The 26,437-nt window shown below is 73.0% G+C and carries 28 protein-coding genes; 12 read left to right on the top strand and 16 right to left on the bottom strand.

What is annotated here, in order from left to right; translation table 11 throughout:
- Positions 1–156: 156 nt before the first annotated feature.
- Complete coding sequence (locus EWV39_RS07885; protein WP_129658410.1) at positions 157–495, bottom strand: carboxymuconolactone decarboxylase family protein; 339 nt, start codon at positions 493–495, stop codon at positions 157–159.
- 238 nt (positions 496–733) lie between these two features.
- Between EWV39_RS07885 and EWV39_RS07880 the strand changes: the two genes are divergently transcribed.
- Together EWV39_RS07880 and EWV39_RS07875 are read left to right on the top strand one after the other, a co-directional pair.
- Complete coding sequence (locus EWV39_RS07880; RefSeq protein ID WP_129658408.1) at positions 734–1,720, top strand: helix-turn-helix transcriptional regulator; 987 nt, start codon at positions 734–736, stop codon at positions 1,718–1,720.
- Positions 1,721–1,722: 2 nt separating this feature from the next.
- Positions 1,723–2,709 (top strand): aldo/keto reductase, encoded by a 987-nt coding sequence (locus EWV39_RS07875; protein WP_129658406.1) that lies wholly within the window; start codon positions 1,723–1,725, stop codon positions 2,707–2,709.
- Between the two features lie 190 nt (positions 2,710–2,899).
- On the opposite strand, the gene EWV39_RS07870 is transcribed toward EWV39_RS07875, so the two are convergent.
- Together EWV39_RS07870 and EWV39_RS07865 are read right to left on the bottom strand one after the other, a co-directional pair.
- On the bottom strand, positions 2,900–3,265 hold the full coding sequence (locus EWV39_RS07870) for an MmcQ/YjbR family DNA-binding protein (RefSeq protein ID WP_129658404.1): 366 nt from the start codon (positions 3,263–3,265) through the stop codon (positions 2,900–2,902).
- Complete coding sequence (locus EWV39_RS07865; RefSeq protein ID WP_129658402.1) at positions 3,262–3,651, bottom strand: MmcQ/YjbR family DNA-binding protein; 390 nt, start codon at positions 3,649–3,651, stop codon at positions 3,262–3,264. Before EWV39_RS07865 ends, EWV39_RS07870 begins: the two co-directional genes overlap by 4 nt.
- Before the next feature lie 107 nt (positions 3,652–3,758).
- On the opposite strand from EWV39_RS07865, the gene EWV39_RS07860 reads away from it, so the two are divergent.
- The gene (locus tag EWV39_RS07860; RefSeq protein ID WP_129658400.1) at positions 3,759–4,319 is read left to right on the top strand and encodes a TetR/AcrR family transcriptional regulator; all 561 of its coding nucleotides are present in this window, start codon (positions 3,759–3,761) and stop codon (positions 4,317–4,319) included.
- A 145-nt stretch (positions 4,320–4,464) separates the two neighbouring features.
- Here EWV39_RS07860 and EWV39_RS07855 read toward each other — a convergent pair whose 3' ends face one another.
- On the bottom strand, positions 4,465–5,397 hold the full coding sequence (locus EWV39_RS07855; protein ID WP_129658398.1) for an aldo/keto reductase: 933 nt from the start codon (positions 5,395–5,397) through the stop codon (positions 4,465–4,467).
- A 109-nt stretch (positions 5,398–5,506) separates the two neighbouring features.
- Between EWV39_RS07855 and EWV39_RS07850 the strand changes: the two genes are divergently transcribed.
- On the top strand, positions 5,507–5,749 hold the full coding sequence (locus EWV39_RS07850) for a PspC domain-containing protein (protein ID WP_129658396.1): 243 nt from the start codon (positions 5,507–5,509) through the stop codon (positions 5,747–5,749).
- Between the two features lie 172 nt (positions 5,750–5,921).
- Here EWV39_RS07850 and EWV39_RS07845 read toward each other — a convergent pair whose 3' ends face one another.
- The 6 genes from EWV39_RS07845 to EWV39_RS07820 form a co-directional block, all read right to left on the bottom strand.
- Complete coding sequence (locus EWV39_RS07845; protein WP_129658395.1) at positions 5,922–6,455, bottom strand: hypothetical protein; 534 nt, start codon at positions 6,453–6,455, stop codon at positions 5,922–5,924.
- Between the two features lie 110 nt (positions 6,456–6,565).
- Complete coding sequence (locus EWV39_RS07840; RefSeq protein WP_475197505.1) at positions 6,566–7,363, bottom strand: putative hydro-lyase; 798 nt, start codon at positions 7,361–7,363, stop codon at positions 6,566–6,568.
- On the bottom strand, positions 7,363–9,153 hold the full coding sequence (locus tag EWV39_RS07835) for an acetyl/propionyl/methylcrotonyl-CoA carboxylase subunit alpha (protein ID WP_129658392.1): 1,791 nt from the start codon (positions 9,151–9,153) through the stop codon (positions 7,363–7,365). Before EWV39_RS07835 ends, EWV39_RS07840 begins: the two co-directional genes overlap by 1 nt.
- Positions 9,150–11,000, bottom strand: a complete 1,851-nt coding sequence (locus EWV39_RS07830) for a 5-oxoprolinase subunit B/C family protein (protein WP_129658390.1) — start codon at positions 10,998–11,000, stop codon at positions 9,150–9,152. Before EWV39_RS07830 ends, EWV39_RS07835 begins: the two co-directional genes overlap by 4 nt.
- Before the next feature lie 86 nt (positions 11,001–11,086).
- Positions 11,087–11,854, bottom strand: coding sequence for a LamB/YcsF family protein (locus tag EWV39_RS07825; RefSeq protein WP_202864917.1), 768 nt, complete (start codon positions 11,852–11,854; stop codon positions 11,087–11,089).
- A gap of 60 nt (positions 11,855–11,914) precedes the next feature.
- Positions 11,915–13,198 carry an NRAMP family divalent metal transporter gene (locus EWV39_RS07820; protein WP_129658388.1) on the bottom strand — a complete coding sequence of 428 codons (1,284 nt, stop codon included), beginning with the start codon at positions 13,196–13,198 and terminating at the stop codon, positions 11,915–11,917.
- 188 nt (positions 13,199–13,386) lie between these two features.
- Between EWV39_RS07820 and EWV39_RS07815 the strand changes: the two genes are divergently transcribed.
- From EWV39_RS07815 to EWV39_RS07800, 4 genes are all read left to right on the top strand, one after another.
- The gene (locus EWV39_RS07815) at positions 13,387–14,088 is read left to right on the top strand and encodes a GntR family transcriptional regulator (RefSeq protein ID WP_129658386.1); all 702 of its coding nucleotides are present in this window, start codon (positions 13,387–13,389) and stop codon (positions 14,086–14,088) included.
- A 108-nt stretch (positions 14,089–14,196) separates the two neighbouring features.
- A complete protein-coding gene (locus tag EWV39_RS07810) occupies positions 14,197–14,862 on the top strand; it encodes a hypothetical protein (RefSeq protein WP_129658384.1) in 666 nt (221 codons plus the stop codon).
- Positions 14,863–15,002: 140 nt separating this feature from the next.
- Entirely contained in the window at positions 15,003–15,791 is a 789-nt protein-coding gene (locus EWV39_RS07805) for an IclR family transcriptional regulator (RefSeq protein ID WP_129658382.1), read from the top strand.
- A 135-nt stretch (positions 15,792–15,926) separates the two neighbouring features.
- A complete protein-coding gene (locus tag EWV39_RS07800) occupies positions 15,927–17,330 on the top strand; it encodes an MFS transporter (protein WP_129658380.1) in 1,404 nt (467 codons plus the stop codon).
- A 15-nt stretch (positions 17,331–17,345) separates the two neighbouring features.
- Here EWV39_RS07800 and EWV39_RS07795 read toward each other — a convergent pair whose 3' ends face one another.
- Both EWV39_RS07795 and EWV39_RS07790 read right to left on the bottom strand, forming a co-directional pair.
- A complete protein-coding gene (locus tag EWV39_RS07795) occupies positions 17,346–17,951 on the bottom strand; it encodes a TetR/AcrR family transcriptional regulator (protein ID WP_129658378.1) in 606 nt (201 codons plus the stop codon).
- A 2-nt stretch (positions 17,952–17,953) separates the two neighbouring features.
- Positions 17,954–19,627 (bottom strand): ABC-F family ATP-binding cassette domain-containing protein, encoded by a 1,674-nt coding sequence (locus EWV39_RS07790; protein ID WP_129658376.1) that lies wholly within the window; start codon positions 19,625–19,627, stop codon positions 17,954–17,956.
- 76 nt (positions 19,628–19,703) lie between these two features.
- On the opposite strand from EWV39_RS07790, the gene EWV39_RS07785 reads away from it, so the two are divergent.
- Positions 19,704–20,225 carry an OsmC family protein gene (locus tag EWV39_RS07785; protein WP_129658374.1) on the top strand — a complete coding sequence of 174 codons (522 nt, stop codon included), beginning with the start codon at positions 19,704–19,706 and terminating at the stop codon, positions 20,223–20,225.
- 105 nt (positions 20,226–20,330) lie between these two features.
- On the opposite strand, the gene EWV39_RS07780 is transcribed toward EWV39_RS07785, so the two are convergent.
- Both EWV39_RS07780 and recQ read right to left on the bottom strand, forming a co-directional pair.
- Positions 20,331–21,248 (bottom strand): N5-glutamine methyltransferase family protein, encoded by a 918-nt coding sequence (locus EWV39_RS07780; RefSeq protein WP_165313222.1) that lies wholly within the window; start codon positions 21,246–21,248, stop codon positions 20,331–20,333.
- A complete protein-coding gene (gene recQ, locus EWV39_RS07775; RefSeq protein ID WP_129658372.1) occupies positions 21,245–23,119 on the bottom strand; it encodes a DNA helicase RecQ in 1,875 nt (624 codons plus the stop codon). The genes EWV39_RS07780 and recQ overlap by 4 nt, the downstream gene beginning before the upstream one ends.
- Positions 23,120–23,349: 230 nt before the next feature.
- Here recQ and EWV39_RS07770 point away from each other — a divergent pair, with 230 nt between their 5' ends.
- The 3 genes from EWV39_RS07770 to EWV39_RS07760 all read left to right on the top strand — a co-directional run bounded on the left by EWV39_RS07770 (position 23,350) and on the right by EWV39_RS07760 (position 25,626).
- A complete protein-coding gene (locus tag EWV39_RS07770; protein WP_129658370.1) occupies positions 23,350–23,832 on the top strand; it encodes a hypothetical protein in 483 nt (160 codons plus the stop codon).
- Between the two features lie 82 nt (positions 23,833–23,914).
- Positions 23,915–25,024: a sensor histidine kinase gene (locus EWV39_RS07765; RefSeq protein ID WP_129658368.1), complete on the top strand. Its 1,110-nt coding sequence runs from the start codon at positions 23,915–23,917 to the stop codon at positions 25,022–25,024.
- Entirely contained in the window at positions 25,021–25,626 is a 606-nt protein-coding gene (locus EWV39_RS07760; protein WP_129658366.1) for a response regulator transcription factor, read from the top strand. The genes EWV39_RS07765 and EWV39_RS07760 overlap by 4 nt, the downstream gene beginning before the upstream one ends.
- A 28-nt stretch (positions 25,627–25,654) precedes the next feature.
- Here the strand turns inward: EWV39_RS07760 and EWV39_RS07755 are convergent, their stop codons facing one another.
- The gene (locus EWV39_RS07755; protein WP_129658364.1) at positions 25,655–25,975 is read right to left on the bottom strand and encodes a DMT family transporter; all 321 of its coding nucleotides are present in this window, start codon (positions 25,973–25,975) and stop codon (positions 25,655–25,657) included.
- The gene (locus EWV39_RS07750; RefSeq protein ID WP_129658362.1) at positions 25,972–26,421 is read right to left on the bottom strand and encodes an SMR family transporter; all 450 of its coding nucleotides are present in this window, start codon (positions 26,419–26,421) and stop codon (positions 25,972–25,974) included. Before EWV39_RS07750 ends, EWV39_RS07755 begins: the two co-directional genes overlap by 4 nt.
- Between the last annotated feature and the right edge of the window lie 16 nt (positions 26,422–26,437).

The raw sequence follows: 26,437 nt of genomic DNA, 5'->3' as shown, positions 1-26,437 counted from the left end.
GGCGGAAGGACCCGGACGGGTGGGGGAGAGACCCCGGCGGATTCCGGGGAGGAGGGCGGCGCCGAAGGACCCGCGGGCATGCGAACGGCGGAGCCGGAGGGCACCGGCTCCGCCGTTTCCATGGAGGCCCTCAGGCGTCCTGGGCGCCGGCCGCGGTCACCCCTCGCCCTCGGCGAAGACCTCCTTCGCGACCGTCATCGCCCCCATCCCGTTGGGCCAGCCCGCGTAGAACGCGAGGTGGGTGATCGCCTCCTTCAGTTCCTCCTCGCCGGCCCCGTTCCTGCGGGCGAAGTCGAGGTGGAACCTCAGCTGGTCCATCTTGCCGGTCGCCACGAGCGCGGCGACGGTGATCAGGCTCCGGTCCCGCTTGGACAGCCCCTCGCGCTCCCAGACCTCGTCGAAGAGGATCCGGTCGGTGTAGTGGACCATGCCCGGCGCGAAGTCGCCGAATGCGTTCTGCCCGCCGGTCCATCCTCCTGCGGTGTTCTCGGCCATGGCTGCTCTCTCCTTCTCGACGCGGACGCCCGCCGGCGACGAATCGGGACGGGCATCCTGGAAATACGCGGATGACGACGACGGTCTGCCGGACCTCGTCCGCGGGCCTCCCGGCCGTCGTCGGCTCCGGGAGTCCTGCCTCCATCAGACCCCGCTCCCGCCCGGCGGGGGAGTCTCCGATGAGAGGTGTACTGACAGGACGTCCCTGGAGCCGCGCCGAGGCCGTAGCGTGGTGGGCGTGGACAACCGAAACGAAGCGCGCGAGTTCCTCATGTCGCGCCGGGCGAAGCTCGCGCCCGAGGAAGCGGGTCTGCCGGTCTCCGGCCCCCGGCGGGTGAGCGGGCTGCGGCGCAGCGAGGTCGCGCTGCTGGCCGACGTGAGCGTCGAGTACTACGCGAAGATCGAGCGGGGCCACCTCGCCGGGGTCTCCGACGTCGTCCTCGAGTCCGTGGCGCGCGCCCTCCGGCTCGACGACGCCGAGCGGGAGCACCTCTTCGACTTGGCGCGGGCGGCCAACGGCGCCGCCGAGCCCGTGCGCAAGCGCAAGCCGAAGACCTGGACGCCCCGCCGGAGCCTGATCCGGGCGCTGGAGGTCATCGGGCCCGGCCCCGCCTTCGTGCGCAACGGACGGATGGACGTCCTCGCCACCAACGCGCTCGGCCGGGCCTTCTACGACGAGGTCTTCGACGGCCCCGGCCAGGGCAACCTGGCGCGCTTCTGCTTCCTCGACGAGCGCGCGCGGCGGTTCTACCCCGACTGGGAGGCCGCCGCCGACGTCACCGTCGCCATCCTGCGCACCGAGGCCGGCCGCGATCCGCGGGACAAGCAGCTGCACGACCTCATCGGGGAGCTCTCCACCTGCAGCGATGCGTTCCGCACCCGCTGGGGAGCCCACGACGTGCGCCGTCACGGATCCGGCACCAAGGGCTTCCACCACCACGAGGTCGGCGACCTGGTGCTGACCTACGAGGGCATGGAGCTCACGGCCGAGCCGGGCCTGTCCCTGCTGATCTACACCGCCGAGCCCGGCTCGCCGAGCCAGGAGCGGCTGGACCTGCTGGCCAGCTGGGCGGCGTCCGGCCGAAGCGAGGACGTCGGCCCGGAGATCGGGACAGAGCCGAGAGCCGGCGCAGCGCCGGGGATCGGGACCGCCGAAAACCCGCCGGAGCCGCGCCGCGACCCTGCCCAGCCGTCGACGACGAACACGATCCCCGAGGAGGACTGACGATGCACACGAGGACATTGGGACAGGATCTGGAGGTCTCGGCCATCGGCCTGGGCTGCATGGGCATGTCGCAGAGCTACGGACCGAACCCGGGCGGCCGGGACGAGATGATCGAGGTGCTGCGCTCCGCGGTGGAGAGCGGCGTGACGTTCTTCGACACCGCCGAGGTCTACGGCCCCTACGACAACGAGGAGCTCGTCGGCGAGGCCCTGCAGCCGCTGCGCGATCAGGCCGTGATCGCCACGAAGTTCGGGTGGGAGATCCGGGAGGGCCGCAGCGTCGGGCTGAACAGCCGGCCCGAGCAGATCCGCCGGGTCGCCGAGGACTCCCTGCGCCGGCTGCGCACCGACGCGATCGACCTGTTCTACCAGCACCGCGTGGACCCGGAGGTCCCCATCGAGGACGTCGCCGGCACGGTCGGGGAGCTGATCCTGGAGGGCAAGGTCCGCCATCTGGGGCTGTCCGAGGCCTCCGCCGCCACGATCCGCCGCGCCCACGCGGCGCACCCGGTCACGGCGGTCCAGAGCGAGTACTCGCTGTGGACCCGGGACCCCGAGGCGGAGGTCCTGCCGACGCTGGCCGAGCTGGGCATCGGCTTCGTCCCGTTCAGCCCCCTCGGCAAGGGTTTCTTCACCGGGACGCTCGACGCCGCCACGAGCTTCGGCGAGGACGACATCCGCTCGGGCATCCCGCGGTTCAGCGAGGAGAACCGGGCCGCGAACCGGGCGCTGGTCGAGCATGTCGCCGGGCTCGCCGAGACGAAGGGCGTGAGCACCGGACAGATCGCCCTGGCCTGGCTGCTGGCCCAGCAGCCCTGGATCGTGCCGATTCCCGGCACCCGGCGCACCTCCCGCATCCAGGAGAACGCGGCGGCGACCGACGTCGCCCTCTCCGCGGATGAGGTGGCCGACCTGGACGCGATGGCCCGGAGGATCGGGGTCAGCGGGGAACGGTACAACGAGTTCCACCTGGGGCTGGTCGGCCGGTAACCGGCCGCCCGAGCCACCGGAGCCCCGGATCAGGAGGGAGCGGCATGGAATACACGCAACTCGATCCGAGCAGTCTGAAGGCCAGCCGGCTCATGCTGGACCGTATGAGCTACGGCGGCCCGAGCGCGGCGGACGGATTCCGGTGCCCCGTTCGTCCCTTCACGCGCACCCCGGGAAGGCTCCGCTCGTCCTATTCGGGACGGTCCCTCACGGGCGCCTGATCTTCTGCGAGCTCGTAGGAGCCGTGTACGAGGTCCTCCACCAGGCAGCGTGTGATCGACTTCCCGGCTGCGATGGAGATCCAGTGTTCCTTGTCCAGGTAGCGTCCACGGCTGATCGACGCGTGGTCACGACGCAGCGCATCCCCGTGGCCGGGCTCGACCTTGACCGTGATGATCTCCAGGTCCGGGTCATCCTCGGTAATGATCAAGAACACCTTTCCCGCGACTTTCCACACCCGCAGATGCTCGGTGAACGGATACCCGCTGCTGGTGCCCGGCAATTCCTCGGCGACTTCACGTGCAATCTGCTGGAGGTTCTCGCCTCGTAAGCTCACGGCCTGTCCTGCCCGAAGGTGTCCGGATCGACGGGTTGGTCATCCTTGGGCAGGTTCTTCTCGACGACGAGCAGGTAGGACTCGGTCACCAGATCGTCCACGAACTGCTTATCAATCGACCCACCTGGACTCAGGGTGATCCAATGCTGCTTGTTCATGTGATAGCCGGGCGTGATCTCCTCGTGGGAGCCGCGAAGAGCTCGGGCTTCGTCCGGCAGGGACTTCAGGATCACGATCGGTTCACCCGTGATGCCGGTCAGCAGCATGAACACTTTGCCGCGGACCTTGTAGACCTCCCAATCGGGGCCGAAGGGGTGCTCAAGCGCTGCGGCGGTCAGCTCCTCAGCGCGTTCTCTGGCGTACTGCTGCAACGTGGTGCCCTGCATCTGCGTGCCTCCGTCCTGCATTCGCGGATACGAGTTCTCAGCGTACCTAAAGTGCGTACGCTCGTATAGTGTCGTGTCAACCCCGCAGGGACGAGGCAGGAGGCCACATGCGCAAAGGGACAGCCAACGATCCCGGCCGCAGGCAGCGCATCCGGGAGGCCGCAGCCGCGGTCATCGCCGACGAAGGCGTCGAGGCGGCCACCTATCGACGTATCGCCGCCCGCGCACAGGTGCCTCTGGGATCGATGACGTACTACTTCCCGAACCTGGCGGGCCTGATCACGAGTGCCTTCGAGCTCCTCGGCGAACAGCTCCGGCCTCTTTACGACGCTCCGATCAGGGACGCCGCTGATCGGCAGGCTGCCATCGACGTCCTCGTCGAGGCCACCTGCGGGAGCACCCGCGCGAGCCGCCAGCAGCTTCGCCTCTTCCGGGAGATGTACCACTACGGAAGTCATAACCCAACGGTTGCGACCCACATCGCCTCCCTGGAGGCAGACGCCATCGAGGCACTGCGAAGCCACTTCACCGAGCGCGCAGCACGTGCCATCGACGCCCTCGTCGAAGGCTGGTGGATCTACCAGTCCTGGAACCCCGACCCGCTGGATCCCGACATGGTGCGGCGGGCTTTTACCAGCCTGGCCGGGGAATTCGATAGCGAACCATGAACTGCCGGGGCTGCGAGTGCAGGCAAGGAGAACGAACCATCAGGTCGCCCCGGAAAGGCTGCGGACGATCCTGCGCCAGCCCGTCGGGCCCCTGACACCCTGCCGCCGAGGACGCCGCTCTCCGCCCGCGCCCCGGCCCCGGGCCCTACGGCACCCTGTACCCCGCCGCCCGGAACAGCTCGTACCACTCCGGCCGGGTCAGCGGGAGGTCCGAGCCCTGGGCCGCGGCGGTGACGCGCTCGGGCGTGGTGGTCCCGAGGACCACCTGCATCCGCGCCGGGTGCCGGGTGATCCAGGCGACGGCGATCGCCTCGGCGGGCACCCCGTACTTCCCGCTCAGCCGGTCGACGACGGCGTTCAGCTCCGGGTACCGCTCGGAACCGAGGAAGGGTCCGTCGAAGAACCCTGCCTGGAACGGCGACCAGGCCTGGACGGTGATCTCGTGCAGGCGGCAGTAGTCGAGGACCCCGTTGTCGCGGACGATCGCCTGGTCCAGCCCCTGCATGTTCGCGGCCACGCCCTGGGCGATGACCGGGGCGTGGGTCACCGAGAGCTGCAGCTGGTTGGCGACGATCGGCTGGGACACGTGCCTGCGCAGCAGCTCGATCTGATGCGGGGTGTGGTTCGAGACGCCGAAGGCGCGCACCTTGCCCGCCGACGCCAGCTCGTCGAACGCCTGGGCCACCTCCTCGGGCTCGACCAGAGCGTCGGGGCGGTGCAGCAGGAGGATGTCGAGGTAGTCGGTGCCCAGCGCCTCGAGCGACCCGTTGACGGACTCCACGATGTGTTGGCGGGAGAAGTCGAAGTACGGGCCGTCCTTGACGATGCCGGCCTTGGACTGGATGACCAGCTGCTCGCGCTCGGAGGAGCTCAGGCCCAGGGCCTCGGCGAAGCGGCGCTCGCAGCCGTGCGCTCCGGAGCCGTAGATGTCGGCGTGGTCGAGGAAGGTGATGCCGGCGTCGCGGGCGGTGTCCACCAGCGTGCGCACCTCCTCGTCGGACTTGTCCTGGATGCGCATCAGGCCGAGGACGACGTTGGGCACCTCGATGTCGGTGCCGGGCAGGGTGAACGTTCGCATGGGACTTCCTTGGCGGTGGACGGTGGAGGGGGCGGTCGACGGGCGATCTCCTCCAAGAGTAGGGCCAGCTCCACTGTCCAGCCCAGTGACACCGCGTAGGCTCGGAGACATGAGATCAATCTTCAACTCCATCAGAAGCCTCGGCTTCCGCCGCGGCCCCAGCCGGCTCGTCGGAGGCATCGCGGGCGGCATCGCCACGGCCACCGGCCTCAACGTGTGGCTGGTCCGCCTGCTGGTGCTCCTCGCCTTCCTCCTCCCCGTGGTCGGCATCGGCCTCTACCTGGCGGTCTGGGTGCTGACGCCCTGGCAGGACGGCAGCATCCCGCTCGAGCAGGTCCTGAGCGGCCGTTAGGCGCGGGCCGCCCCGGAGCCCGGCCCGGATCGGATTCCAGGGCGTCGTCACCGGCCGGGGGAGCGGGGCTCCTCCGGCCGGTTCATCATGCCTTCTTCAGCTCCTCGGCGAGCATCACGATGATGCCGCTGGGACCCCGCGGGGCGGAAAGCCCCCGCGGGCCCTGGGGCGGCTAGTCGTAGCGGCGGAAGAACCAGCACGGATGGTAGGCCTTCGGCGAGTACATGGGGACCTCGGAACCGGGGAGGACCAGCGGCTCGTGGGGCTTGCTGACCTGATAGCCCGCGTTGAGGTAGAGGGCCGCCTCCCGGGAGGCGCAGGTGCCGAAGAGCATGGCGGCCCTGATCCCGCCCCGGGAGAGGAACCGGTGGATGAGATTGAGCCCCACCATGGCGAGACCGGCGTCGTGCCAGTTCGCCTCGACCGCGACGGTCAGGTACAGGCTGGGGGACTCCGAGGCGGTGCGGGGCTCGGTGGCGAGAACGACGGCGAGCAGCGCCCCATGGCGGGTGTGGGCGGCGATCCCCCGGGTCCTGGGGGTGAGCTCCCAGTTCCCGGAGTGGGGCACGGCGCGGCGCACGAGGGCCGTCACGGCCCGGGCGTCCTCCGGCCGGACGCCCCGCCAGGTGATGCCCTTGACGGTGTGCGAGTTGTGGTGGCGCGCGCAGTCCTGTTTGACCGCTGCGGGGGTGGCGACGTGGGCCAAGGAGTTCCTTTCACAGGGCGCGGTCGACCCAGGAATCACTCGGCCAACAGCGCATGACGGTGCTTGGCCCCCCATGATGATGATACGTCGTCCTGGCCCGCCCGCCGCTCCTAGACGAGGTACCGCGCGTCCGGGACGTCCGTGACGAACATGTAGCCCGGCGCGTGGGTGAGCGCGAAGGGCGGCCGTGAGGCCATGATCGCGGCCTGCGGCGTCACCCCGCACGCCCAGAACACCGGGACCTCGCCCGGGCGGATCTCGGGCGGGTCGCCGAAGTCGGGGGATGCGACGTCGTCGATCCCCAGCCCTGCCGGGTCGCCCACGTGGACCGGGGCGCCGTGCACGGCGGGGTAGCGCGCCGTGATGCGGACGGCGTCGGCCACCCGGTCCCCGGGGATCGGCCGCATGGAGACCACCAGCTCGCCCGAGATCCGGCCGGCCGGCTCGCAGGGGCGGTCGGTGCGGTACATCGGCACGTTCCGCCCCGTCTCCTGGTGCCGGATCCCGATCCCCGCGTCCGCGAGCCCCGCCTCGAAGGTGAAGCTGCAGCCGATGAGGAAGGAGACCAGGTCGGGGTGCTCCTCCCAGGCCGCCGAGGCGTCCGCGGTCTCCTCCGCGAGCTCGCCCTCGCGCCAGACGCGGTAGGCGGGCAGGTCGGTGCGCAGGTCCGCTCCGGGCGCCAGCCGCGGCTCGACGGCGCCGGCGTCGAGCACCTCGAGCACCGGGCACGGCCGGGGGTTGCGCTGGGAGTAGAGCAGGACGTCGTAGGCCCAGTCGGCCGGGACGGAGATGAGGTTGGCCTGCACGAGCCCGTGGGCGACGCCGCTGGTCGGCCGGACCGCGCCCGCCCGGTAGTCCGCGCGGGCCGCCCGCGCCTGCTCGAGCTGCTCGGGACTCGCCTGGGCCATCATGCCTCCTCCACCGTGCCGAGCCGCTGCCCGGCCGTCGTCGCGGACCCGGCCTCGGCCTCCCGCCGCAGCGTCCCCGCGCGGCCGGCCGTGACCGGGACCTCCATCTTCATCGCCTCCAGAACGGCCAGCGTCTGGCCCTGCTCGACGGCCTCGCCGTCCTCGGCCCTCCAGGAGCTGAGCGTCCCGGCGAAGGGGGCGCGCACGACGCCGTCGTCCTCCCCGGCGCCGCCCGCCTCCGTCCCGCCGCCGGTGCCTTCCGGGCCGTCCTCGCCCGATGCGGCGCCCGCGCCGGCCAGCCGCCTCAGCAGCGCGTCGGGCAGGCCCAGCTCCATCCGGCGGCCGTCCAGCTCGATCGGCAGGCGGGTGAGGCGCTGCCCGCCCGGGTCCGGCACCGCCTCGGCCGCCGAGAAGTCGGCCTCGCACTCGTCCTCGATCCAGCGCGTGTGCACGGCGAACCCGGCCTCGCCGGCGGCGGTGAACGCCGGGTCCTCGACGACGTACCGGTCGAAGGGCAGCACCGTGGCCACGCCCTCGATCCGGAACTCCTCCAGCGCCCGCCGGGCCCGCGCCAGCGCCTCCTCGCGGTCCCGGCCCCAGATCACGAGCTTGGCCAGCAGTGAGTCGAAGGTGCCCGGCACCGTCTGGCCGCCGGTGAATCCGGAGTCGAGGCGCACTCCCTGGCCCGCGGGCGGGTCGAAGCGCTCGAGGGTGCCCGGCGTCGGCAGGAAGCCCAGCGCCGGGTCCTCCGCGTTGATGCGGAACTCCAGCGCGTGGCCGAAGACGGGGACCTCCTCCGGGACCCGCAGGGGCTCCCCGGCGGCGACGCGGAGCTGCTCCTGCACGAGGTCGACGCCGGTGGTCGCCTCGGTGACCGGGTGCTCGACCTGCAGCCGGGTGTTCACCTCGAGGAAGGAGAGCATGCCGTCCTCGCCGAGCAGGAACTCGACCGTCCCGGCGCCGACGTAGTCCGCCGCCCCGCAGACGTCCGCCGCCGCCCGGTGGATCCGCTCGCGCAGCTCCTCGGGGAGGAAGGGCGCCGGGGCCTCCTCCACGAGCTTCTGGTTGCGCCGCTGCAGCGAGCAGTCGCGGGTGCCGAGCACCGCGATGCGGCCGTGCCGGTCCCCGAGCACCTGCGCCTCGATGTGCCGGGGGCGCTCCAGGAAGCGCTCGACGAGGCAGCCGCCGCGACCGAAGGCCGCCTCGGCCTCGCGCACCGCCGCCTCGTAGGCCTCGGGGATCCGCTCGCGCTCGTGCACCACGCGCATGCCGCGCCCGCCGCCGCCGTGCACCGCCTTGATCGCCACCGGCAGGCCGTGCTCGTCCGCGAAGGCGAGCACCTCCTCGGCGTCCGCCACGGCGTCGTTGGTGCCCGGGGCGAGCGGGGCGCCGACCTCGGCGGCCAGGGTGCGGGCCCGGGCCTTGTCGCCCAGCAGCTCGATGGTCTCGGGGTCCGGGCCGATCCAGGTCAGGCCGGCCTCGGCGACGGCGCGGGCGAAGGCGGCGCTCTCGGAGAGGAATCCGTAGCCGGGGTGGACGGCGTCGGCCCCGGAGCGCCGCGCGGCCTCCAGCAGCTTGGAGGCGTCGAGGTAGCTCTCGCCGGGGTCGGAGCCGTGCAGGGCGTAGGCCTCGTCGGCGAGGCGGACGTGGAGGGCGTCGGCGTCGGGGTCGGCGTAGACGGCCACCGAGCGCAGGCCGGCCTCGCGGGCGGCGCGGATCACCCGGACCGCGATCTCGCCGCGGTTGGCGACCAGGACGGTGCGGAGGGGCTTCTGCTCGTGGGGGCTCATCGTCGGTCCTCTTTCGCGTGGGTGGGTCGGTGGGTGCCCGGGGCCGGGCGGGACGCCGGGAGAGAGTCGCCGGTGGTGCGGGCGACGTCGGCGGATGGACCGGGTTCGGAGGACCCGGCATCCGCAGGGGAGTCGGCGGCCGGCCCCTCGGCGTCCGCGGCGAGGCCGGGACGCTCCGGGAGGAAGCGCACGAGGGCGCCGGGCGGCAGCTGGGCGGCGAGGCGCAGGTCCTCCTCGCGCACGACGCCGATCACGGGGTATCCGCCGGTCAGGGGCCGGTCCGCGAGGAACAGCACCGGCTGCCCGTCCGGCGGCACCTGGAGGGCGCCGGTAGCCAGGCCCTCGCTCGGCAGCTCGCGGTCGCGGCGGCCCTCGGCGCGCTCCAGCGGCTCGCCCTCCAGCCGCACGCCGACGCGGTCGCTGCGCGGCGTGACCCGCCAGGCCTGCCCCCGCAGACGCTCCAGGCCGGCCTCGCCGAACCAGTCGTCCCTGGGGCCGGGGAGCAGGCGCAGCGTCGTCTCCTCTTCCGGGCGGGGGAGGTCCGCGCGCTCCGGCTCGGGCAGGCCGACGGGGCCCTGAACGGCGTCGCCCGCGCGAATCTCCTCGCCCTCGGCGAGCGGCTCCGGTCCCAGGCCGGCCAGCGTGTCGGCGGCAGCGCTGCCGAGCACGAGCGGGACCTCGACGCCGCCGCGCAGCGCGAGCACCGTGCGCAGGCCGCTCTCCGGTGCGCCGAGGGAGAGCGTCTCGCCTTCGTCCATCCGGAAGGCCCGGCCGGCCGGGGCGAGGCGCTCGCCCCGCGGGCCGGAGATGCGGGCCGGGCGGGGGGCTCCGGCGAGGGCGAGCACGAGCGTGTCCTCCGCGCGGAGGACGACGTCGCCGGCGCCGAGCTCCAGCGCCGCGGCCCGCCCGGCGTTGCCGACGAGCCGGTTGGCGCGGTCCAGGGCGCGGCGGTCGGCCGCGCCGGAGGGGCTGACCCCCAGGTCGGCGAGGCCGGGGCGTCCGCGGTCCTGGACGAGCGTCCCCAGGCCCGGGGTCACGGCTGTCAGGGCGAGGCGGCCGGGGCGCTGAGAGGTTTCGGGGGTCTCGGTTCGATCGGCGTCATCGGTGGAAGCTTCCGCGGACGACGCCGTCCGTCCGGCGTCGTCGGGAGCCTCCTCCGGGCCGGCGCCTTCAGCCCGATCGGCACCGGCGCCCCGGACCTGCTCCCGCTCCGCGACGAAGCGCACGCGCCCGCCCGGCATGAGCAGGGCCGGCGGCTCGCGGTCCAGGTCCCACAGCACGCTCTCGGTGTGCCCGATCAGCTGCCAGCCGCCGGGGCTCTGCCGGGGGTAGACGCCGGAGAAGGGCCCAGCCAGCCCTACGGATCCCGCCTCGATGCGGGGCCGGGGGGAGGAGCGCCGGGGCACGTCGAGGGCGGGGTCGCCGCCGGAGAGGTAGGCGAAGCCCGGGGCGAAGCCTGTGAAGGCCACGGTGTACCGGGCGGCGGTGTGGCGCTCCACGACCTCCTCGACGCTCAGCCCGGTGAGGGAGGCGACCTCGGCGAGGTCCTCGCCGTCGTAGCTGACGGGGATGACCGTCTCGGGGACCTCCTCCTCGCGCGCCGCGGCGGTCTCGGCGCCGCGCAGCAGCTCCTCCAGCCGGGCCGCGAGGCGCCGGGGGGCCCGGGCCTCGCCGCCGCGGACCAGCACCGTCTCGGCGGCCGGGACCAGGTCCTCGATGCGCAGCTCGCCGGCCTCGCGGGCGGCGTCGAGCCGGGAGAAGGCGCGCAGCGCGCCCTCGAGGTCGCCACAGTCCAGCAGGACGGCGTCGTCTCCCGCCGGCCGCAGCCGCACGTCGGCCGATCCCATGGGTGCCGCGGCTCCCACCGGTTCCGTCGTCCCGTCGGCGCCCCGGCGGGAGCCGTCCTCGGCCCCCGGACGCGCGCCCGCCGCGCTCATCGCCGCCCCGCGAAGGAGCCGAGCTCCACGCCCGCCGCGTCCAGCCGGTCCCGCACCGCGGCCGCCATCCGGACCGCGCCCTCGCTGTCGCCGTGCACGCAGATCGACTCGGCCCGCAGCGTCACCTCGCTGCCGTCGCGGGCGGTGACGACGCCGTCGCGCACCATCCGCACCATCCGCTCCGCGACCTCCTCCGGGTCCTCCAGCACGGCCCCGGCCTCGCGCCGGGAGACCAGCGCGCCGCTCGGCTCGTAGGCGCGGTCCGCGAAGGCCTCCGGCACCGCGCGCGTGCCCACCGCCTCGGCCTGCTCCACCAGCTGCGAGGCCGCGAGGCACACCAGGGGGAGCTCCGGGTCCACCGCGCGGACGGCCCGGAGCACCGCGGCCGCCTGCCGCTCGTCGCGGGCGATCGTGTTGTAGAGCGCGCCGTGGGGCTTGACGTAGCGCACCTCGGTGCCCGCGGCCCGCGCGAGCCCCTGCAGGGCGCCGATCTGGTAGATCACGTCCGCCTCCAGCTCCGCGTCGGTGGGATTCATCTCCCGCCGGCCGAAGCCCACCAGGTCCGGGTACGCCACGTGCGCCCCGACCGCGACCCCTCGCTCCGCCGCGCCCCGCAGGGTCTCCAGCACCGAGCGGGGGTCCCCGGCGTGGAAGCCGCAGGCCACGTTGGCGCTGGTGACGATGCCGAGCATCGCCGCGTCGTCGCCCATGCGCCACGCGCCGTAGTGCTCGCCCAGGTCGCTGTTGATGTCGATCCGCATGATCTCTCCCTCGTTCCTCTTCCTCTGCTCCGCTTCCATGCTCTCGCCCTCCCGCGGCCCCGGCTAGGAGCCGAGGAACGCGAAAATCTCCCCGAAGGACATGACCCCCATGTACCAGGTCAGCAGCGTCACGAGCGTCCCGGCGACGAGCAGCCCGCGGTTCACCTGGTAGCCGCCCAGCAGGTCCTTGCGGAACCAGCCGATGTACATGAAGATCGTGAACCCGATCGGCAGGATGAGCCCGTTGAAGCCGCCGGCGAAGACCAGCAGCGCGGCCGGCGTCGTGCCCACCAGGAGGTAGACGATCAGGCCGACGGCGATGAAGGCCACGGTCGCGTAGTCCCGGACCCGCCCTTCCATGCGGCGGCTGAACACGGTCGTGAACGAGACCGAGGTGAAGGCCGCGCCGATCACGCTGGAGACGGCCGCCGCCCAGATGACGACGCCGAAGGCCCGCAGCCCGAACTCCCCGGCCGCGGCCTGGAAGGACTGGGCCGCCGGGTCGCCGCTGACGTCGATCGCCACCCCGCTCGCGGTGACGCCGAGGAAGGCGAGGAAGAGCAGGTAGCGCAGCACGCCGGTCACGCCGATGCCCAGCAGCGCGGAGCGGGTGACCTCCCTGATGTGCTCGGGACCGCTCACCCCGGCGTCGAGCAGCTTGTGCGCGCCCGAGTAGGTGATGTACCCGCCCACCGTGCCCCCGACGATGGTGGTGATCATGGCGAAGTCGAAGGTGTCCGGCCAGACCGTCTGGCGCAGCGCCTCGCCCACGGGCGGTCCCGAGGCGATCGCGACGTACAGGGTCAGTAGGAGCATCACGGCGCCGAGGACCACGACCACCTTGTCCATCACCGCGCCCGCGCGCTTGACCAGGAAGATCCCGATCGCGAGCAGCGCGCTGACCAGCCCGCCGATCTTGGGGTCCAGGCCGATCATCGCGTTCAGGCCCAGCCCCGTCCCGGCGATGTTGCCGATGTTGAAGATCAGGCCGCCGAAGACGACGAGGAGCGCGAGCAGGTATCCGCTGCCCGGCACCGCGGCGTTGGCGAGCTCGCCGGCCCGCTTGCCGCTGACGGTGATGATGCGCCAGATGTTGGACTGCACCACGAAGTCGATGACGATCGACAGGAGGATGCCGAAGGCGAAGGCGGCTCCGAGGGAGACCGTGAAGGTCGCGGTCTGGGTGATGAACCCTGGGCCGATCGCCGAGGTCGCCATCAGGAAGATCGCGCCGAGCAGCGACCCCTTCCGCGCCTTGACGAAGCCCGCGGTGCGGCTGGTGGTGGTCTCGGGTCCCGGGGTGGAGGCCCGTGAGGGGCCCTCTTCGTTCCGCTGGTGGTCGCTCATGCTCCGCCTCGTCCTTTCGGGGCTTCCGTGCGATGTGCCTCACATAGGAGGGTATCCGATGAGACTACCGGCACATCTTGAACGAAACAAGCAGATCGTTGAACAAAAAATGGTTCTGATGGAACGGAAACGACGTTTCAGAGGGTGACGACGCCCGAAATGATCCCCTGCCGGGTAAGCTGTGGGAGATGAGCACCGGGGATCGCAGCACGACGGACGGGGAGCCTGCCGCCGGCAGGCCGGTCTCCCGAGCCGAGGAGACCGCCGCCGCGCTGCGGGACCGCATCATCGACGGCTCGCTGCTGGCCGGCGCGCCGCTGCGGGAGGCCGAGCTCGCCGAGCGGCTCGGCGTCTCCCGGAACACCCTGCGCGAGGCCTTCCGCATCCTGGGCCAGGAGGGCCTGGTGACCCAGGTGCCGTACCGCGGCGCCCACGTGACCACACCGACGATCACCTCGATCATCGACCTCTACCGGGTGCGGCGCATGATCGAGTGCCAGGCGCTGGCCCAGGCCTTCCCGCGCCACCCGGCCATCGCCGGGATGCGCGCGGCCGTGGAGGCGGCCGAGGCCTCCCGCTGCGCCGGGGACTGGCAGGCGGTGGGAACCGCCGACGTCGCCTTCCACACCGCCATCATCGCGCTCGCGGACAGCGCCCGGCTCACCCGGATCTTCACGCTCTTCGCGGCCGAGATGCGGCTGGCCTTCGGCATCGTGGACGATCCCGAATACCTGCACGCCCCCTTCCTGGACCGCAACCGGGAGATCCTGGCCCTGGTCGAGTGCGGGGAGACCGGGCGGGCCGGCCGGGAGCTCGACGCCTACCTCGTCAGCGCGGAGCGGCTGCTGCTGGCCGCCTACGAGCGGCTCGGGGACGCCGAGGAGCGCTGAGGTCGGCTCCGGCGCCCGGCCGCCGGTCACCGCAGCGCTTCCTCCGCGGATCGACCGTCCCGGCGAGTGCGCCGGTGACCGACTTCACCGGATCGGTACAGTGGCGGTGTGTTCTCGAACTGGAGGCGACGCCGCGCGACCCGCAGGGTCAAGCCGGGGGACGGGCATGCGCTCCAGCGCTATCGCTGGTGGCAGCCCCTCTCGCGGGTGCTGCTCCACGTGCGCCTGCCCGAGGACGACGGCGAGCGGCACCTCTGGTCCGTGGACGTCCGGCTCTGGGGCGACTCCTCGGACGGCGAGGTGCGGGCGCGGCTCTACCGCGACGGCCGGCACCACGCCGAGTCCACGCTTCCCGCCGTCTTCCAGGTCCCGGGCGGCGTGATCGAGGTCGTGACCAGCAGCTACGGGCTCAAGAGGTGCCACTTCGTGGCCGAGGACGGCGCGGAGCGGCAGCTGGCCCCCGACCCCGCCTCCGCCGAGGGCCGCCGCGCCCGCCTGGACCGCGGCCACCCGGCTCTGAGCCGCGGCATCGGCATCGTCTCCGTCGTGGTGCTGCTGGTGTCCCTGGTCCTCGGGCTCCCGCAGATCGTGGAGGAGGTCTCGCGGATACCGCCGGTCGCCGAGCGCCTCGGCGTCTTCCACTCGCCCGTCCGGCTGCCCGCCACGCTCAACGCCGCCCTGCTGGTGGCGGCCCTGCTGGCCAGCACCGAGCGCGCCCTGCGGCTGCGCCACCACTGGCTGCTCGACGGCGGGCTCTTCGACGGCGACGACTGACGGCGGCGCCGCCGGCCGCCGGACCTGCGGCTAAGCTGGGGAGGCCGACCGGCTCCACACAGTGCGCCGGTCCCGGCCTGACGGCGTCGTCGCGCGCGGCGGGCGCGAGCACCTGGACCTGCGGCAGACAAAGGAATGGAATGGCTGTCCCCGAAAGAGATCCGGCCCCCGCGGTCACCCGCGCCCTGCGCGCCCTGACGGTCCTGGCGGAGAGCCGGGGCGCCCCGATGACGCTGAGCGAGCTGGCGCGCGCCCTGGGCATCGCCAAGTCCTCGGCCGCCAACGTCTGCGCGGCGCTGGAGGAGGGGCGGATGATCGAGCGCGTCCCCGGCGGGTATCGGCTGGGGCGTCGCACGGCCGAGTTGGGCGGGGCCTTCGCCCTCCAGTTCAACCAGATCAGGGAGTTCTTCTCGGTCTGCGCCGCCTCGGAGCCGCTGCGGCGCGAGCTGGTGCAGATCGCGATGCTGGAGGGGCGGGACGCGCTCTACCTCGCGCGTCACGAGGGGCGCGGTCAGGAGCGCCTGGGCACGCCGCTCGGCTCGCGGCTGCCCGCCGAGCAGACCGCCACGGGCCGCGCGGCCCTCATGTCGTTCACCGACGAGCAGATCCGGGAGCGTTTCCGCGCCGGAGGCCTCCGGCGCCTCACGCCCTCCAGTCTCGCGACGGCGGAGGAGCTGGTCGACGTCGTGGCCGAGGCCCGTGGGCGGGGCTACGCCCTCGACCGGAGCGCCTCCCTGGAGGGGATCGTCGGGGTCGCGGTGCCTCTGCCGCCCTGGGCGCCGGGGGACCCGCCGCTCGCCATCGGCGTCGCCCTGCCCGCGGCCTCGGCCGACGAGGCGTCCATGGCCCGGGTCCGCGAGGGGCTGCACGACGCGGTGGCGGAGCTCACCAACCCGATGGCCCACGACGGTGGCGGCTCGCGGGCCTGAGGGGCTCCCTCCCGTCTCGAAGCCATCGCCGGATGGCCCCGGGCCCGTTGTTCGTCCACTCTGTTGCACGGTGTCCTGCATGTGGTACGTTGCGGATGAACGTCAGTCCGACGGCGCCTCATCAAAGGAGATGACGTGAGCACAGGCAACGGCTCCAGGAATCCTGAACATGACCCCGACTACTCGGCCAATCTGCGCCGGGCGACCCTCGCCTCGAGCGTCGGCAGCGCCCTGGAGTACTTTGACTTCGCACTGTACGGCCTCATGACCGCCCTGATCTTCAACCAGCTCTTCTTCGACCCGAGCGACCCCGCCATGGGCGTCATCGGCGCGTTCGCGGTCTACGGGGTCGGCTTCGTCGCCCGTCCCTTCGGCGGGCTCTTCTTTGGCATGATCGGGGACAGGCTCGGCAGGAAATGGGTCCTGGTCGTGACGATCGTGCTCATGGGTGGCGCCTCCACGGCGATCGGCCTGCTGCCGACCTACGAGACGGTGGGGCTCTGGGCGCCCGCGCTGCTGGTGCTAATGAGAGTGCTGCAGGGCCTTGGGGCGGGCGCCGAGCAGGCGGGGGCGACCGTCCTCATGGCCGAGTACGCCCCGGTCCGACGCCGCGGCTTCTTCTCCGCGCTCCCCTTCATCGGCATCCAGGCGGGCACCCTGCTGGCGGCCGTCGTCTTCTCCGGGCTGACCCTCATGCCCGAGGAGGCCCTCATGTCCTGGGGCTGGCGGGTGCCGTTCCTGGCCTCCTTCCTTCTCATCCTCCTCGCCCTCATGATCAGGATGCGGCTGCGCGAGACCCCGACCTTCGTCGAGCTGGAGGCGCACGAGCAGGTCGCCAGCAGCCCCTTCCGGGACATCTTCTCCACGGGCATGCCGGGGGTGATCACCGGCATCGGGCTGCGCATGGCGGAAAACGGTGGATCCTACATCTACCAGAACGTCTCGCTGGCCTTCGTCGCCGGCACCTTCCTCGCCCACCCCGTGGACCGGGGCATCGCGACATGGGGCGTCACCATCGGCTCGCTGATCGGCATCTTCTCCATCCCCCTCAGCGGCCACCTCTCGGACCGCTTCGGCCGGCGGCCTGTCTACCGCTTCGGGGCGGTGTTCATGCTGCTCTTCGCCTTCCCCTCGTGGTGGATGCTCTCGCTGAGCATCGGCTGGCTCACGGTGGCAGTCATCGCGGTGGGCATCGGCGTCGCGGTCAACTCGATGCTCGGGCCCCAGTGCGCCCTGCTGCCGGAGATGTTCGGGAACCGCCACCGCTACCTCGGGGTCGCCATGGCCCGGGAGATCTCGGCCGTTCTGGCCGGCGGCCTGGCGGGGGTGCTGGGCACGTGGCTGCTGACCATCACAGGTGGGAACTGGGCGGTGATGGGCCTGTACGTGGCGGTGCTCGCGGCCATCACCACCGCCTCCACCTTCCTCATCCCGGAGACCCGCAGCCGCGACCTGCTGCGCACGCAGGATGCGCTGAGGACCTCCGTGAACGAGAAGGACACCGGCCTGATCAACCTCTCCGAGGTCTCCAGGGGGTGAGGCCGGGCCCGCCGCTCAGCTCTGCCGAGGGACCCCGAGGAGCAGGCGGAGCGCATCCTCCAGCGTCTCGCGGACCTGCCCCGGTCCCAGTGCACCGTGGGGGGTGATCGCGTCCAGGGTCAGGCCGCCGACCAGCGCCGAGATCTGCCGCGCGCCGGCGTCGGGCCCGGGATGTCCCAGCACGGCCAGGGCCTCCCGGAGCACCTCGTGCAGGTCCGCCGCCATCTGCGCGGCCACGGGGGCGAAGACGGGCCGGGTGCGCGAGGCCAGGATGAGCTCGGTGACGACGACGGCCTCGGCCCGCCGCTCCCCGTCCACCGGCAGCACCTGCTCGACCAGCTCCCGCAGCGCCTCCACCGCGAACTCCCCGGAGAAGCCCGCCAGCCCCTCCGCCGGGTGGCGCGCCAGCCGGCGGCCCATCCGCTCCCCGGACTCCCGGGCCGCGGCGGCGAGGAGGTCCTCGTGCCCCTCGAAGTAGTGGCGCACCGAGCCGATGTTCAGGCCGGCCTCCGCCGCGACCTTGCGCAGCGAGACCCCCGGCATCCCCTCGGCGACCACCAGCCGGAAGGCGGCGTCGACCACCAGCTCCCGGCGTCGCTCCGGGTCGATGCGTGCGGGCATCCTCATCCTCGCTCTCGTCGTACGCGGCCCTCGTCCCACACCGGCTCCCGGGTCTCCCGGAGCCGGCCGTCGGATCCGAAGACCCAGAACCTCTCGAAGTCGCGGGCGAACCACCGGTCGTGGGTGACCGCGAGCACCGTGCCCTCGAAGGAGCGCAGCGCCTCCTGGAGCACGTGCGCGGACTCGAGGTCGAGGTTGTCGGTCGGTTCGTCCAACAACAGCAGGGTAGCGCCCGCGAGCTCGAGCAGCAGGATCTGCAGCCTGGCGCGCTGCCCGCCGGACAGCTCGTCGAAGTCCTGCTCGGCCGCCGCGGCGAGCTCGTACCGGGCCAGGGCCCGGGACGCCTCCTCCCGCGGCAGCCCGGGCCGGTGCTCGTCGCCGCGGTGCAGGATGTCCAGGAGCGTGCGGCCGGAGAGGTCGGGCCGCCCGTGGGTCTGCGCGAACCAGCCCGGCCGGACCCGCGCGCCGAGCCGGGCGGTCCCGGTGTGGGGCACCGGGACCACCTCGAGCCCGGAGGCGGGCGCGTGCTCCGGTGCGGGATCGCTCCCGCCGCCGGCGAGCAGCTGCAGGAAGTGGGACTTGCCCGAGCCGTTGGAGCCCAGCACGGCGATGCGGTCGCCGAACCAGGCCTGGGCGTCGAAGGGACGCATCAGGCCGGTGAGCTCCAGACTCTCGCAGGTCAGCACCCGGCGTCCGGTCCGTCCGCCGCGCAGCCGCATCGAGATCCGCTGCTCCCGCGGCTGGGCCTGCGGCGGACCCTCCTCCTCGAAGCGGGCCAGCCGCGTCCGGGCGGCACGGTACCGGGAGGTCATGTCGGAGTTGTACGCGGCCTTCTGCTTGTACATCCGGACCAGGGCACGTAGCTTCTCCCGCTCCTCCTCCCAGCGGCGGCGCAGCTCGTCGAGGCGCTCGAAGCGCCGGCGCCTCGCCTCGTGGAAGGTGGCGAACCCGCCCGCGTGGGTCCAGGCCGTGCTGCCGGCCGCGCCCAGCTCGAGGGAGACGACGCCGTCCGCCGTGCGGGCGAGCAGCTCCCGGTCGTGGCTGACGTACAGGACGCTCTTGCCGGAGGCCGCCAGGCGCTCCTCGAGCCAGGCCGTGCCGGGCAGGTCGAGGGAGTTGTCGGGCTCGTCGAGCAGGAGCAGCTCGTCGGGGCCGTGCAGCAGGGCCTCCAGGGCGAGGCGCTTGCGCTCCCCGCCGGAGAGCGCGGAGACCGGGCGCTCGCGGGAGCGCTCGTAGGGGAGGCCGAGCGCGGAGGTCGAGCAGGCGTCCCAGAGCACCTCGGCGTCGTAGCCCCCGGCCTCGCCCCAGGCCGTGAGCGCGGAGGCGTAGGCCATCTGGGACGACGTCGAGTCCTCGGCCTCCAGACGCCGGCGCGCGGCCTCCAGGTCGGCGGCGATGCGCCGCAGCGCCGGCGGCGCCACGGAGAGCAGCAGGTCGGCGACCGTCCCGCCCGCGAGCGTCTGGGGCAGGACGCCGAGGGAGCCGTGCCGCGTCACAGCCCCGGCGTCGGGCGTTATCTCGCCGGTCACGATGCGCAGCAGGGTGCTCTTGCCCGCGCCGTTGGCCCCGATCAGCGCAATGTGCTCCCCCTCGCCGACGCGCAGGGAGATGTCGCGCAGGAGCGGGCGGCCGCCGGGGAGGGAGTGGGTGACGGATGCGATCTCGAGGTGGGCCATGACGTTAACGTATCACGGGTGTGATAAATGGTGGTGACCTCGCCCTCGCCCCGGTTTCCGGCGGTACCATGGGCGCATGTCACAGAAGAGCAGCGCGGGAGAGGCCCGGGGCCGGGAGGCCGGCGTCGAGGGAGACCCGCTGTACACCGCGTCGGTGCGGAACGTCGGCGGGACGGCGGGCGCCGTCAGCATGGAGGATGGCACTTCCCTCCCCACGGCCGGGCCCGGCGAGCCGCGGGAGGGGTACGACCCCGAGCAGTTCCTCGCGATGGCCTGGAGCACGTGCCTGGGGGAGACGCTGAAGGTGGTCATCGCCGCCCGCGGCCTCGCGCACCGCGGGAGGGTCCGGGTGGAGGTCGAGCTGCGGCCCGAGCCGCGCGGCGGCTACTTCTTCGTGCCCACCGCCTACGTCTCCGTCGAGGGGGCCGACGCGGAGCTGGCCGGCCGGCTGGCCGAGGCCGCGCACGCCCGGTGCCCGGTCTCGAAGCTGTTGGCGGACAGCGGGCGGGCCACGGTGCGCACCGAGCCGTGGGAGGCCGACGCCGGGGCCGAGGCTGGGGCCGAGTCCGCGGGGGAGCGCTCGCCTCGCGGCGACTAAGCCGGCAGCGTGGTTGACCCGGCTTCCCGTCCCAGGACTGGCCCGGACCGTGAGCCCGAGCGTCCCGTCTGCGGCACCGGCTCCGAGCCTCGCTCTGTCCGGCTCTCACTCCTCCCGGCGTCCTCCGGAATCCTCCCGGCGCAGGGAGAGGACCGCCGTCTGGCCGTCATCGCCCTCGATCCGCTCGGCCCCGTACCCGAGCCCGGCGGCATGGCGTGCGGCCGCGGGGCACTGCTGCCGGTTCATCTCGAGCAGCAGCGGGCCGCGCCCTGACAACCAGGGCCGCGCCTGATCCATGAGCACACGGGCGGGCGTCAGCCCATCCTCCCCGCCGAAGAGCGCCTCGGCCGGCTCGGACTCACGCGCCTCGCGGGGGAGCAGCCCGGCGGCGGAGCGGGGGATGTAGGGCGGGACCGCGGCGATCACGTCGACGCGGCCGCGCAGCTCCTCGGGCAGGCCCTCGAGGACCGATGCCTCGTGCGCCCTGGCCGTGCCAGGAGGCCAGGCCGACCCGGGAAGCTCGGCAGCGCCGGGCACCTCGGCCGACCCGGGGACGTCGCGCAGGTTCTCCCGGGCGCAGCGCAGCGCGCGGGCGTCCCGCTCCGCGGCGTGGACCTCGGCCTCGGGCACGGCCCGCCGCACGGCGGCCGCCACGGGCCCGACGCCGGCGAAGGCCTCCAGGAACACCGCCCGCCGGCCGCCCCCGCGCCCGGCCTCCCGCACCGCCGCGACCGCTGTCTCCGCGAGCAGCCGCGTGCGCTGGCGGGGGACGAAGACCCCGGGGCCCGCGCTCAGGCGCATCCCCATGAACTCGACGAAGCCGACGACGTGCTCCAGCGGCTCCCCGGCGACCCGCCGCCGCATCATGGCCTCGAGGCGCCCGGCGTCGTGCGCCGCCTCGCGCAGCACGGCGGCCTCCTCCTCGGCGAAGACGCAACCTGCGGCCCGCAGGACCTCGACCAGGTCGCCGGGATCAGAGGGATCGGGAGATCCCGCCTGATCTGGCCCTGGGCGGGTTCTCACCCTGGCTCCCGATCCGGGGCCTCCGCATCTGAAGTCCCGGCGCCCGAGACGATGCCCAGCACCGCCTCCCCGTAGCGGTCCAGCTTCTTCTGCCCGACGCCGCTGATGCCGCCGAGCTCCCCGATCGAGGCGGGCTTGGCCTCGACGACGCCGTAGAGCGTCGCGTCGTTGAACACGACGTAGGCGGGGACCCCCTGCTCCTTCGCCTGCTCGGCCCGCCACGAGCGCAGCTGCTCGAACAGGGCGGCGTCGGCGGGCTCCAGCTCGATCGGCGCGGCCGCACGCCCCTGAGGGCCACCCCGGCGGGAGCGGCCCGCCTTCTTCGCGGCGGGATCCTCGCGGAGGAAGACCCTCTCCTCGCCGCGCAGCACCGGCCCGCCCGCGGGCCCGGGGACCAGGACGCCGTAGTCGCCGTGGGAGACCACCAGGCTCCGGGCCAGCGCCTGCCGGATGACGGTCCGCCACTGCGCCTCGGAGAGGTCGGCGCCCACGCCCCATACGCTGAGCTCCTCGTGCCGGGAGGCCCGGGAGCGGTCCCCGGCCTTGCCGCGCAGCACGTCGATGACCTGGCCCGAGCCGAAGCGCTGGTCCCGCTCCCGGTCCAGGCGGATCAGCGCCGAGAGCAGCTTCTGCACCTCCACGGTGGCGTCCCAGGTGGCGGGCGGGTTCTTGCAGGTGTCGCAGTTGCCGCAGGGCCCGGAGTCCTCACCGAAGTAGCTCAGCAGCTGCACCCGCCGGCAGTCGACCGTCTCGCACAGGGCGAGCATCGCGTCCAGATGGGACATCGAGCGCCGCTTGAAGGCCTCGTCCCCCTCGCCGGACTCGATGAGCCGGCGCTGGGAGACGACGTCACCCAGCCCGTAGGCCATCCACGCCGTCGAGGGCAGCCCGTCCCGCCCCGCGCGCCCGGTCTCCTGGTAGTAGCCCTCGACGCTGCGGGGCAGGTCCACGTGCGCGACGAAGCGGACGTCCGGCTTGTCGATCCCCATGCCGAAGGCGATGGTGGCGACCATGACCAGGCCGTCCTCGCGCAGGAACCGGGCCTGGTTCCCGGCCCGCACCTCCTGCGGCAGCCCGGCGTGGTACGGCAGCGCCGCGATGCCCCGGGCGTTCAGCGCCTCGGCGAGCTGGTCCACGCCGCGGCGCGAGAGGCAGTAGACGATGCCGCAATGTCCCGGGTGCTCCGTGGTGATGAAGTCGATCAGCTGCGCCCGCGGCCCGTCCTTGGGCACGATCCGGTACTCGATGTTGGGTCGGTCGAAGCTGGCGACGAAGTGGCGGGCGTCCTGCAGCGAGAGCCGCTCGGTGAGCTCGGCGTGGGTGGCGCGGGTCGCCGTGGCCGTCAGCGCGATCCGCGGGACACCCGGGAACCGATCCGCCAGGACGTGCAGGCCGAGGTAGTCGGAGCGGAAGTCGTGCCCCCACTGGGAGACGCAGTGCGCCTCGTCGATTGCGAACAGGGCGATCGAGCCGCGGCCGAGCAGGTCCAGGGTCCGCGGCAGCACCAGCCGCTCCGGCGCCATGTAGAGGACGTCGAGCTCGCCGTCGAGGAACTGCCGCTCCACCTCGTGAACCCGGTCCAGGGTGAGCGTCGAGTTGAGGTACGCCGCGCGCACGCCGAGGTTCTCCAGGGCCGCGACCTGGTCCGCCATCAGCGCGATCAGCGGCGAGACGACGACGCCGGTGCCGGGCCGCACGATGCTGGGGATCTGGTAGCACAGCGACTTGCCGCCGCCGGTGGGCATGAGCACGACGGCGTCCCCGCCGGCGACCACGTGCTCCACGACGGCCTCCTGCTCGCCCCGGAAGGAGTCGTAGCCGAAGACCTCGGAGAGGACCGTGCGGGCGGATTCGAGCGAGGCGGTGATCATGTCCTCCAGGCTATACCGCCCCGACCCCGCCCGCCCGGCGGCTGTGGAAAAGCCGGGCAGGGCGGAGGTTCCCGAGGTGCGGAGGAGGATCCTGGGTGCCGGCCCCACGCCGTGTGACGCCGCGTCACATCGACTCATGACGCGCGCCGACTGCCACGGCCCGCCGCGCGACGGGAAGCATGGTCCTAGACCCTGCGCATCCGGCCGGGGCGCTCCCTGAGAGAAAGAGGATGAACCCGTTGCTCCCCGACCTCGCCGCGACCGTCGAGTCGCTCCAGCAGTTCGTCGACACGCTCCCCCTGACCCTGCAGTTCCTGGCCCTGCTGGTCATCGGGGCCATCCCGTTCCTGGAGGGCGACGTCGCCGGGCTGGTCGGGATCGTCGCGGGGGTCCCGGCCCTCGCCGCGTTCCTGCCCGCCGCCGGCGGCACCGTCCTGGCCACCTTCGCCTCGGTGACGCTCGGCGCCTCCATCGGAGGGCGGAGGAGCAAGGGGGAGCGGGAGCGCAGGATCCTCGCCCGCGTCGAGAAGTGGGGCATCCCGGTCGCGATGTTCCTCGGCGGGTTCTTCCTCAGCGTCGTGATCAACGGATTCGTCATGAGCGCCGCCGGGCTGAACCGGTTCCTCGTGCTGATCTCGGGCATCGGGACGGCCGTGGTGAACACGGCGTTCGTCATGCTCGTCGCGAGCGGGGCGCTGCACGTGCTGACGTGAGCGCGGCTCCGGGAGCGGCGAGGTGGCGTTGACTAGAGTGAGGGAAGCTATTCCGTGTCGAGGGAAGGCGTACAGGACCATCGTGAACAGCTCCCCGCCGGCGATCCCCTCCGTGGAGACGGCGTACCGCACGCTGCGGCGGCGGTCCGTCCGGGACTACGCGGAGGCCTTCCTGGTGACCGCGGTCGTCACGGCATTCCCGCCGGTCAGCGATCCCTCCGGGCTGGTGCTGCTGGCGCCGAGCCTGCTGCTCGGGGCCGCCGTCCTGTTCACGGGCTGGGACCGCATGCCGCCCCGGCTCCTCATGGCCGCCTCCCTCGCGGTGGGCGCCGCCACCCTGGCGCTGACCGCTCTCTGGGGCGACCTCATCGCCGGCGGGGTGGGGCTGAGCGTCACGCTGGCCACCTGGGCCGCGCATCGCTCTCGGCGGCGCATGACGATGAGCGCGGTCATCGGCGGCGGGGTGCTGGCGGTGCTGAGCCTGAGACTGGTGACGGTTCCGGATACGGCGGTGTCCGTCGCGCTGGCCGCGGCCCTGCTCGCCTGGTTCTGGGCCATGACCGTCATCACGACCGACGACCAGCGCCATCTCCTCCGGCTGCTCGAGCGGGCCAAGGACGCCGAGCGGGAGGCCTCCCTGCAGCGGCAGCGCAGCGCCTTCGCCGCGGACCTGCACGATGTCCAAGGGCATACGCTGCACGTCATCAAGCTCAAGGCCGCGGTGGCGGCGAAGGTGCAGCACTCCGACCCGGAGCGCACGGCCTCGGAGCTCCGGACGATCCAGGAGCTGGTCGCCACGAGCATCGAGCAGGGACGGCAGCTGGCCCACGCGAGCCACCGCCTGGTGCTGGCGGCGGAGCTGGCGAACGCCGTCGAGCTCTTCGATGCGGCCGGCATCCAGGCCGAGGTGGATCCTCCGCGAACGCCCGAGACGCCGTACGAGCCCGAGATGGCGCTGGCCCTGCGCGAATCCACGACCAACATCCTGCGGCACGCCCGGGCGAGCGCCGTCCGGATCTCGATCAGCGAGCGCGAGCTCGTGGTGGGTAACGACGGAGCCCCCGCGCCCTCCGGCCGTCGGGGAGGCCTGGCGACTCTCGAGGAGCGCGTCGGGGAGGCGGGAGGCACCCTGCGGACCGAGCGCCGGGACGGGACGTTCCTCTTGCGGCTGAGCTTCGAGGAGGCGCGATGACGACCACGGTCCTGCTGGCCGACGACGAGCGGCTGATCCGGTCCGCCCTGACGACCCTGCTGCCGCTGGAGGCGGACCTGGAGGTCGTCGCGGAGGCCGGCGACGGCGCCGAGGCCGTGCGTCTCTTCTCCGAGCAGGCGCCCGACGTCGTGATCCTCGACCTCGAGATGCCGGTCATGGACGGGCTGGAGGCGGCCCGTCACATCGCGGAACTGGACCGGGACGCGGCCCTGGTGATCCTCACGCGGCACGCCCGCCCGGGGACGCTGCGCAGCGCCCTGCGCGCCGGGGTGCGCGGCTTCCTCGGCAAGGACGCGGAGCCGGCGCTCATCGCGGAGGTCGCCGTGACGGTGGCCGGGGGCGGCCGCTTCATCGACGCGCACCTCTCGGCCCAGGCCCTCATGGACGACTGCCCGCTGACGGAGCGGGAGCAGGAGGTGCTGCGCGGGACCCGCGAGGGGTACTCGCCCGAGGAGATCGGGCGGAGGCTGCGCCTGGCCCACGGGACGGTCCGCAACTACCTCTCGAGCGCCATCCAGAAGACCCACTCCGGCACCCGCCACGAGGCGGCGCGGACCGCCCACGAGAGCGGCTGGCTGTGAGGCGCGGCGTCGCCGGCCCCGGCTCCGATCAGTGCGCGGCCTGCGTCTCCACCAGCAGCACGCCGCCGGCGATCAGCACGATGCCCAGCCCCATGATCCAGGTGAGCGGCTCGTCGAAGAGCAGCTTGGACAGCACCGCGGTGAGCGCGACGCCGCCCGCCGCCCACATCCCGTAGGCAGCCCCCAGCGGCATCCCGTGCGCGAGTGTGACGCTGAGCAGGGAGAAGGCCAGGACGTAGCCGAGCACCACGGGGACGAACCAGATCCGGCGGCCCGTCACGGCCATCCGCAGCGACAGCGTCGCGCCGACCTCGCAGACGATGGCGAGGCAGAGGGAGATGAGGCTCACGACGTCGCCCCCTCGCCGCCGGTCGTGCCGCAGCCGGACCTCTCGGCCTGGTGGCTGCGTTCCTCCGCACCGGGACCGGTCTTCTCCGGACTGCGACCGGTGCCCTCGGCGTCGGCCTCCCGCTGTGCCCGCTGCGAGCCGAGCTCCACGCACAGCACCCCGGCGACGATCACGATGACCCCCACCGCCATCAGCACGGTGATGGGCTCCCCGAAGACCAGGGCGGAGAGGACCGCGGTCAGCGCGACGCCGGTCGCACCCCAGATGCCGTAGGCGATGCCGAGCTTCATGCCCGCCCGCAGGGTCAGCCCCAGGAGGGTGAAGCTGAGGGCGTAGGCGGCCGCGACCGCGAGGTAGAGGAGCGGCTCGCTCTGCGCCGCCTTCAGGCACAGGGAGCCGGTGACTTCGGAGCAGATGGCGCCGATCAGCGCTGGCCAGGGCCGCAACGGTCTCCTTCGCGAC

Source organism: Rothia halotolerans (genome assembly GCF_004136635.1).
Classification (GTDB): Bacteria; Actinomycetota; Actinomycetes; order Actinomycetales; family Micrococcaceae; genus Rothia; species Rothia halotolerans.
The sequence above is the reverse complement of the archived record's forward strand: the minus strand, read 5'-3'. Positions and strand labels throughout refer to the sequence as shown.